The 6,204-nt window shown below is 73.4% G+C and carries 4 protein-coding genes; 2 read left to right on the plus strand and 2 right to left on the minus strand.

Features of this window, described 5'->3' with window-relative positions; all coding sequences use genetic code 11:
- Window positions 1-571 precede the first annotated feature (571 nt).
- Complete coding sequence (locus ACTHMS_RS24155) at window positions 572-1,657, plus strand: S-(hydroxymethyl)mycothiol dehydrogenase (RefSeq protein WP_440309205.1); 1,086 nt, start codon at window positions 572-574, stop codon at window positions 1,655-1,657.
- Window positions 1,654-2,283, plus strand: a complete 630-nt coding sequence (locus tag ACTHMS_RS24160; RefSeq protein ID WP_440309206.1) for an MBL fold metallo-hydrolase — start codon at window positions 1,654-1,656, stop codon at window positions 2,281-2,283. Before ACTHMS_RS24155 ends, ACTHMS_RS24160 begins: the two co-directional genes overlap by 4 nt.
- Window positions 2,284-2,309: 26 nt before the next feature.
- On the opposite strand, the gene ACTHMS_RS24165 is transcribed toward ACTHMS_RS24160, so the two are convergent.
- Together ACTHMS_RS24165 and metX are read right to left on the minus strand one after the other, a co-directional pair.
- Window positions 2,310-5,000 (minus strand): FAD/NAD(P)-binding protein, encoded by a 2,691-nt coding sequence (locus tag ACTHMS_RS24165; RefSeq protein ID WP_440309207.1) that lies wholly within the window; start codon window positions 4,998-5,000, stop codon window positions 2,310-2,312.
- A gap of 118 nt (window positions 5,001-5,118) precedes the next feature.
- On the minus strand, window positions 5,119-6,204 hold a 1,086-nt coding region (gene metX / locus ACTHMS_RS24170; protein WP_440309208.1), incomplete at its 5' end, for a homoserine O-acetyltransferase MetX.

Genomic DNA, 6,204 nt, shown 5'->3' on the forward strand with positions numbered 1-6,204 from the left:
TCGGCCGACCGGACCGCGTCCAACAGCTCGGCCTCGGACGCCAACGCCGTCGACAACCCCAGCATCCGGTCGAGTTCGGCGTGCCCGGCGGGCAGCGTCCACGCCTCGACCGCCGGTGCCACCATGCGATCAGTCTACCCGAAGAAGCGTTCGAAAAGCAAGCGTCTTTGCGTTGGAAGGCCGTTGTGGGACAAAGGTCTTTAGCGTGTTGGCACCTTGCCGATAACTACCTCGGCGAGTGATCAGGCGGTCGTCGCTCCCACGCCCCAGCCGAAGCCGGCGGCCGCCCGCAGCCGTTCGATGAACTCCTTGAGCTTCTTGCTCATCGCGCTCTCCTCCGTGATCGGATGATGCCCGGGTCCAACGAACCGGTGCGCGACGCGTTACGCCCCCCGCGTCCCTGACAGCGTGCATCACACCGGTCGGCGGCGTCAGTGACCGCGGGGCCCGGACGGCTCGGCGAAGGGCCCAGCGGACGTGGGACGACCGGTCACCCGGTCGGCCCGTCGCCGCCCGCGCCGCCCATCGGCGGGTCTGCTTTGATCGGGGCATCCATCGGTGAAGGAGTGTCATGATCCAGACCGTCCGCGGTGTGATCGCCCGTTCCGTCAAGGTCCCCGTCGAGGTGGTCGACATCGTCGTCCCCGACCCCGGTCCCGGCGAGGCGGTCGTCCAGGTGCAGGCCTGCGGGGTCTGCCACACCGACCTGCACTACCGCGAGGGCGGCATCAACGACGAGTTCCCGTTCCTCCTCGGCCACGAGGCGGCCGGGGTCGTCGAGGCGGTCGGCGAGGGCGTCACCGAGGTCGCGCCCGGCGACTACGTGATCCTCAACTGGCGGGCGGTGTGCGGCCAGTGCCGCGCGTGCCGCCGCGGCCGCCCCTGGTACTGCTTCAACACCCACAACGCGAAGCAGCGCATGACGCTCACCGACGGCACCGAGCTGTCACCGGCGCTCGGCATCGGTGCGTTCGCCGAGAAGACGCTCGTCGCGGCCGGGCAGTGCACGAAGGTCGACCCTGCCGCGCCGCCGCAGGTCGCCGGCCTGCTCGGGTGCGGTGTCATGGCGGGGCTCGGTGCGGCGATCAACACCGGTGGTGTCGGGCGTGGTGACAGCGTCGCAGTGATCGGCTGCGGCGGTGTCGGCATCGCGGCCGTCGTCGGCGCGCGGCTCGCCGGCGCACGCAAGGTCATCGCCGTCGACATCGACCCGCGCAAGATTGCGAAGGCGAAGGAGCTCGGCGCGACCGACGTGGTCGTCAGCTCGCAGACCGACGCCGTCGAGGCGATCCAGGCGCTCACCGACGGGTTCGGTGCCGATGTCGTGATCGACGCGGTCGGCCGACCCGAGACCTACCAGCAGGCCTTCTACGGACGCGACCTGGCGGGCACCGTCGTCCTCGTCGGCGTGCCCACCCCGGACATGAAGCTCGAGCTGCCGCTGCTCGACGTCTTCGGCCGCGGCGGCGCGTTGAAGTCCAGCTGGTACGGCGACTGCCTGCCGAGCCGGGACTTCCCGATGCTCATCGACCTGTTCCTGCAGGGCCGGCTGCCACTCGACGCGTTCGTCAGCGAGCAGATCGGTCTGGACGACGTCGAGGCCGCGTTCACCAAGATGCACCACGGCGACGTGCTGCGCTCGGTGGTCATGCTGTGAGCCTGCGGATCGACCACCTGGTCACGTCCGGCACCTTCTCGCTCGACGGCGGCACGTGGGACGTCGACAACAATGTGTGGATCGTCGGCGACGACCGGGAGTGCATCGTGATCGACGCGCCGCATGACGCCGACGCCATCCGGGCGCAGGTCGGCGACCGGCGCCTCGTCGCGATCGTCTGCACACACGCCCACGACGACCACATCGACGCCGCGCCGGCGCTCGCCGACGCGACGGGTGCGCCGATCCGGCTGCACTCGGACGACCGCGAGCTCTGGGACCGCACGCACCCCGACCGGGCGCCCGACGGCGAGTTGGCCGACGGCGAGGTGATCGAGGTCGGCGGCGTGCGCCTGCAGGTGCTGCACACACCGGGTCACTCGCCCGGGGCGGTCTGCCTGTACGACGCCGACAACCGCGTGCTGTTCAGCGGCGACACCCTGTTCCTGGGCGGGCCGGGCGCGACCGGACGGTCGTTCTCGAGCTTCCCGACCATCATCGACTCGATCCGTGACCGGTTGTTGACCCTGCCGCCGGACACGGTCGTGCACACCGGCCACGGCGACGACACGACGATCGGCGCCGAGGCGCCGCACCTCGACGACTGGATCGCCCGCGGCCACTGACCACGACGGCCGGGAACGGATGTTCCTCAGCGATCGGCGACGGCCCGCGGCGCCGTGAGCGTGGCGAGCAGGGCGGTGTCGCTGCGCGACGGGCGCCGCTGCAGCCGGTGCTGCAAGAGCTGTTGTGCGACGTCCGACCGGCCGGCCTCGACCGCGCAGTGCAGCGCGGTGTCCTCGACGACCTCGCGCTGCGCCGCGCTGCCGCCGACACGTTCGAGCGCAGGGTGGTCGAGCAGCGCGACGAGCCCGTCGGCGGCACGATCCGGATCCCCGTGGACGAGATCCAGCAGCGCGTCGGCGAAGGGCGCGATCACCGTCTCGAAGACCTCGCCGCCGCGCCGGTCGGCCATGCGGCGTACGCGGGTGAGACCCTGGCAGTCGTGCGCCGCCGCGAGCGCCATGGCCGCGTGCAGCGCGGTGAACGCGGTCGGCGGGTTCGCGAGCAGTTCGGGCTCGACGGTGCGCAGTACCGGCCGCACATCGGCGGCGTCGTGGCCGTGCACGTGCAGCCGCCAGAGCAGCGACGCCGAGTCGACCAGCGCCCGCACTCCGCTCACCTGCGGCGGCGCGAGCTGGGCGGCGTAGCGCCGAGTGACCGCCGCGGTGTCGCCGAGCGCGAGCTCGTGCAGGGCGGCGTGCCACGAGAAGTGGGCACGGTGCGAGGCCCGCGCGCCGCAGCGGTCGATCCAGCCGTCGAGCCAGGCGAGGCCGGCGGCGTGGTCGCCCGTCTCGTAGTGCACGTGCGCCTTGGCGTGCACCGCATGCCCCGAACCCGGCTCGATGCTCAACGCCCGTTGCGCGAGGTCGGCGGCCTCGTCGAAGCGGTCCTGCTCCTGGCGGATGAACGCCAGCATGCTCAGGTACCACCAGTGCTCGCCGTAGACCGGCGCGAGCCCCTCGCTGAGCGCCCACGCCTCGGTCGGCAGTTCGGTGGCGCCACCGAAGGCGATCGTCGGCACGGCGAGGCTCACGGCCAGCGCGTCCTCGGGGTAGGCCTGGATGTACGAGAGCAGCGCGGCCGCCGACTCGGCACCCGGTGCGCGCACCCGCTGCGCGGCGACCTCGATGAAGCGCCGCTCGCGCTCGTCGGCCGTGGTGCCGGCCCGCTCCGCCGCGGCGAGCGCGGTCGCGACGTCGACGTCGCAGCCCCACTCGGCGCCGAGCAGCGCCTGCACCGCATGGCCGAGCGCGAAGCCGGGGTCGGCCGCGACCGCCCGCGCGACCAGCGTCTCGGCGCCCGACTGCACCCGCAGGATGCGGTCGAGCGCGGCGATGTAGAGCGTGCTCGCCTCGCCGGACGCCGTGATCGGCAGGCCGAACGGGTCGCGAGCGCGGCGCCGCAGCTCGGGCTGAGGAAGCGCCGCGAGCACCTGCCGCGCCACCACGCCTGCCTGCACGCGGATCTCCGGGATCGCCGTGGTCTCCCACAACTCGCCCTTCCGCAACGCACCCATCGCCCACACCGGCGAGGGGAAGCCGTCGCCGGCGATCACCCGGCCGTCGATCTCGCAGGCGACGCCGAGCCCGAGCGGGCCGGGACGCACCATCCCGGACGCGAGCAGGTTCAGCACCAGCGCGTCGTCGCGCGTGGCGAGGCGGTCGTCCGGGCCGGTGCAGTTCACGACGCGGCCGACCGTGAGCCGGCTGCCGTCGCTCAGCGTCACCTCGACCGCCCCGGGCACCTCTTGGGCGCCGGTGATCTCGCCGCGATGCGCGACGACCTCGCCCCGGTCGAGACGCTGCTGCAACCACGTGGTGAGTTCGGCATCGGCGCGGTGACGGGCCTGGTTCCACCGGCGGCCGTCGGTGCGCAGCAGCTCCGCACGGCACTCGTCCGAGAGCTTGCGCCAGAGCGTGGTCGTGACGCCCCGCAGGCTGTCGATCGCCTGGCGCCAGTCGCCACCGCACGCGGCGATGTGGTCGTCGATCAGGGCTCGCACGCTCGCGGCGGTCGGCTGGTCGGGCAGGGTCGGTGGCGGCACCGGCGCGCTCGGGCGCGCGGCGTGGCCCACGGGCAGCAGACCCGTGCGCGAGAGGACGTGCACGCGCCGTCCGGCACGGGCGTGCGTCATCGCCATGTCGAGCATGGTCAGCCCGGTGCCGACGAGCAGCACGTCGCCGTCGGCCGGCGGCAGGTCTGCGGCCCACGGGTCGGCCACGAACACGTCCGAGCGTCGCAGCGCGGCGGGCGCCCACGTCGCGGCGGGGCGCCCGGCACCGATGGCCAGGACCGCGGCGTCGGCGGCGCGGCTCGAACCGTCGCCGAGCGAGATGCGCAGCCGTCGGCCGTGCCGGCGGACGTCCGTGGCGGTGCTGGTCACGAGCTCGACCCGCACCGTGGTGGAACGGATGGCCTCGTCCAGACAGTCCTGCAGGTAGTCGCCGAACACGGCGCGCGGGGCAAAGCCGCCGGCGGGGAAGTCGGCGTCGTGGTGGCGGTGCAGCCAGTCGAGGAAGTGCTGGGGGTCGTGCGGCCAGGCGCTCATCTTGGCGGCCGGCACGTTGAGCCGGTGCCGGTGGTCGTCGGTGCCATAGGCGACGCCGCGGCCGAGCTGGTCGGGCTGCTCGGGTGCGATGAGCAGGATGTCGACGGTCGCGCCGGTGCGTGCGGCGCACCGGGCGAGCTGCGCGACGGTGAGGCTGCCACTCGCTCCGCCGCCGATGACGGCGACGCTCGGCCGGGTGATCATGCGCGGGGACGGGGGAGGGTCGGACACGGACAACAGCTCACGGCGTCCTCCTTGATCAGTTCCTGTTTCTCTAGCTACCCGATGGGGATAGAGTGCCAAACGTGAGGCGCACGAGGCAAGTCGCCGCGCCGGACGCACCGGCCGTTCACAGTGCCGCGCGGCCCGCTGGTGCCCGATCCGCGGCCAGCGCCAGCGTGCGCCGCACCAGCTCGCCGACGGCCTCGACCTCGATCAGGAACGCGTCGTGCCCGTACGGCGACTCGATCACGTCGAGCCCCGCGCAGCCGGGCAGCCCATCGGCGAGCTCCTGCTGCAGGCGCAGCGGATAGAGCCGGTCGGTGTCGATGCCGCCGACCACCACGGGCACGTCGGTCGACGCCAGCGCCGCGACGACGCCGCCCCGGTCGCGTCCGACGTCGTGGGTGTTCATCGCCTCGGTGAGCGCCACGTAGGTGCCCGCGTCGAACCGCCGGACCAGCTTCGCCGCGTGGTGGTCGAGGTAGGACACCATCGCGAACCGCCCGTCGTCCTGCAGCCGGTGCTCGAAGCGGGTGTCGAGCTCGCCCTCGCCCCGGTAGGTGAGCTGGGCGATCCGGCGGGCCAGTCCCAGACCGTCGGCCGGCACGACACCGGCGGCGTGGTAGTCGCCGCCGTGCCAGTGCGGGTCGCTGCGGATCGCGAGCACCTGGGTGCTCTGCGTGCCGAGCTGGTCGGCGGTCGCCCGTGCCCCGACGGCCAGCACGAGCGCGGCGGCCACCCGCTCGGGGCGGCCGACGACCCACTCGAGGGCGCGCATGCCGCCCATCGAGCCGCCGAGCACGGCACGGAACCGGGTGATACCCAGGTGGTCGGCCAGCTGCGCCTCGACCTCGACCTGGTCGCGGATGGTGACGGCCGGGAACCGGCTGCCCCACGGGCGACCGTCGGGCGAGACCGACGACGGCCCGGTGGTGCCGCGGCAGCCGCCGAGCACGTTCGCGGCGACGACGAAGTGCTCGGCCGGGTCGAGCGGGCGCCCGGGGCCGACCATGCCGTCCCACCAGCCCGGCGTGGGCTGGTCCGGCCCGGTCGGTCCCGCGACGTGCGCATCACCGGTCAGGGCGTGCAGCACCAGCACGGCATTGCCGATCGCCCCGGACGCGTCGCGCTGCGGCGCACCCCACGTCTCGTACGCGACCCGGACGCCCGGCAGCGTCACGCCGACCTCGAGGGCGACGGCCCCGAGGTCGGC

It is taken from the genome of Jatrophihabitans sp. (assembly GCF_051960575.1).
Lineage (GTDB): Bacteria > Actinomycetota > Actinomycetes > Mycobacteriales > Jatrophihabitantaceae > JBQCEE01.

Coding starts and splice junctions, on each gene's coding strand:
- ACTHMS_RS24155 (WP_440309205.1), top strand. CDS start 572: ATGATCCAGACCGTCCGCGGTGTGATCGCCCGTTCCGTCAAGGTCCCC.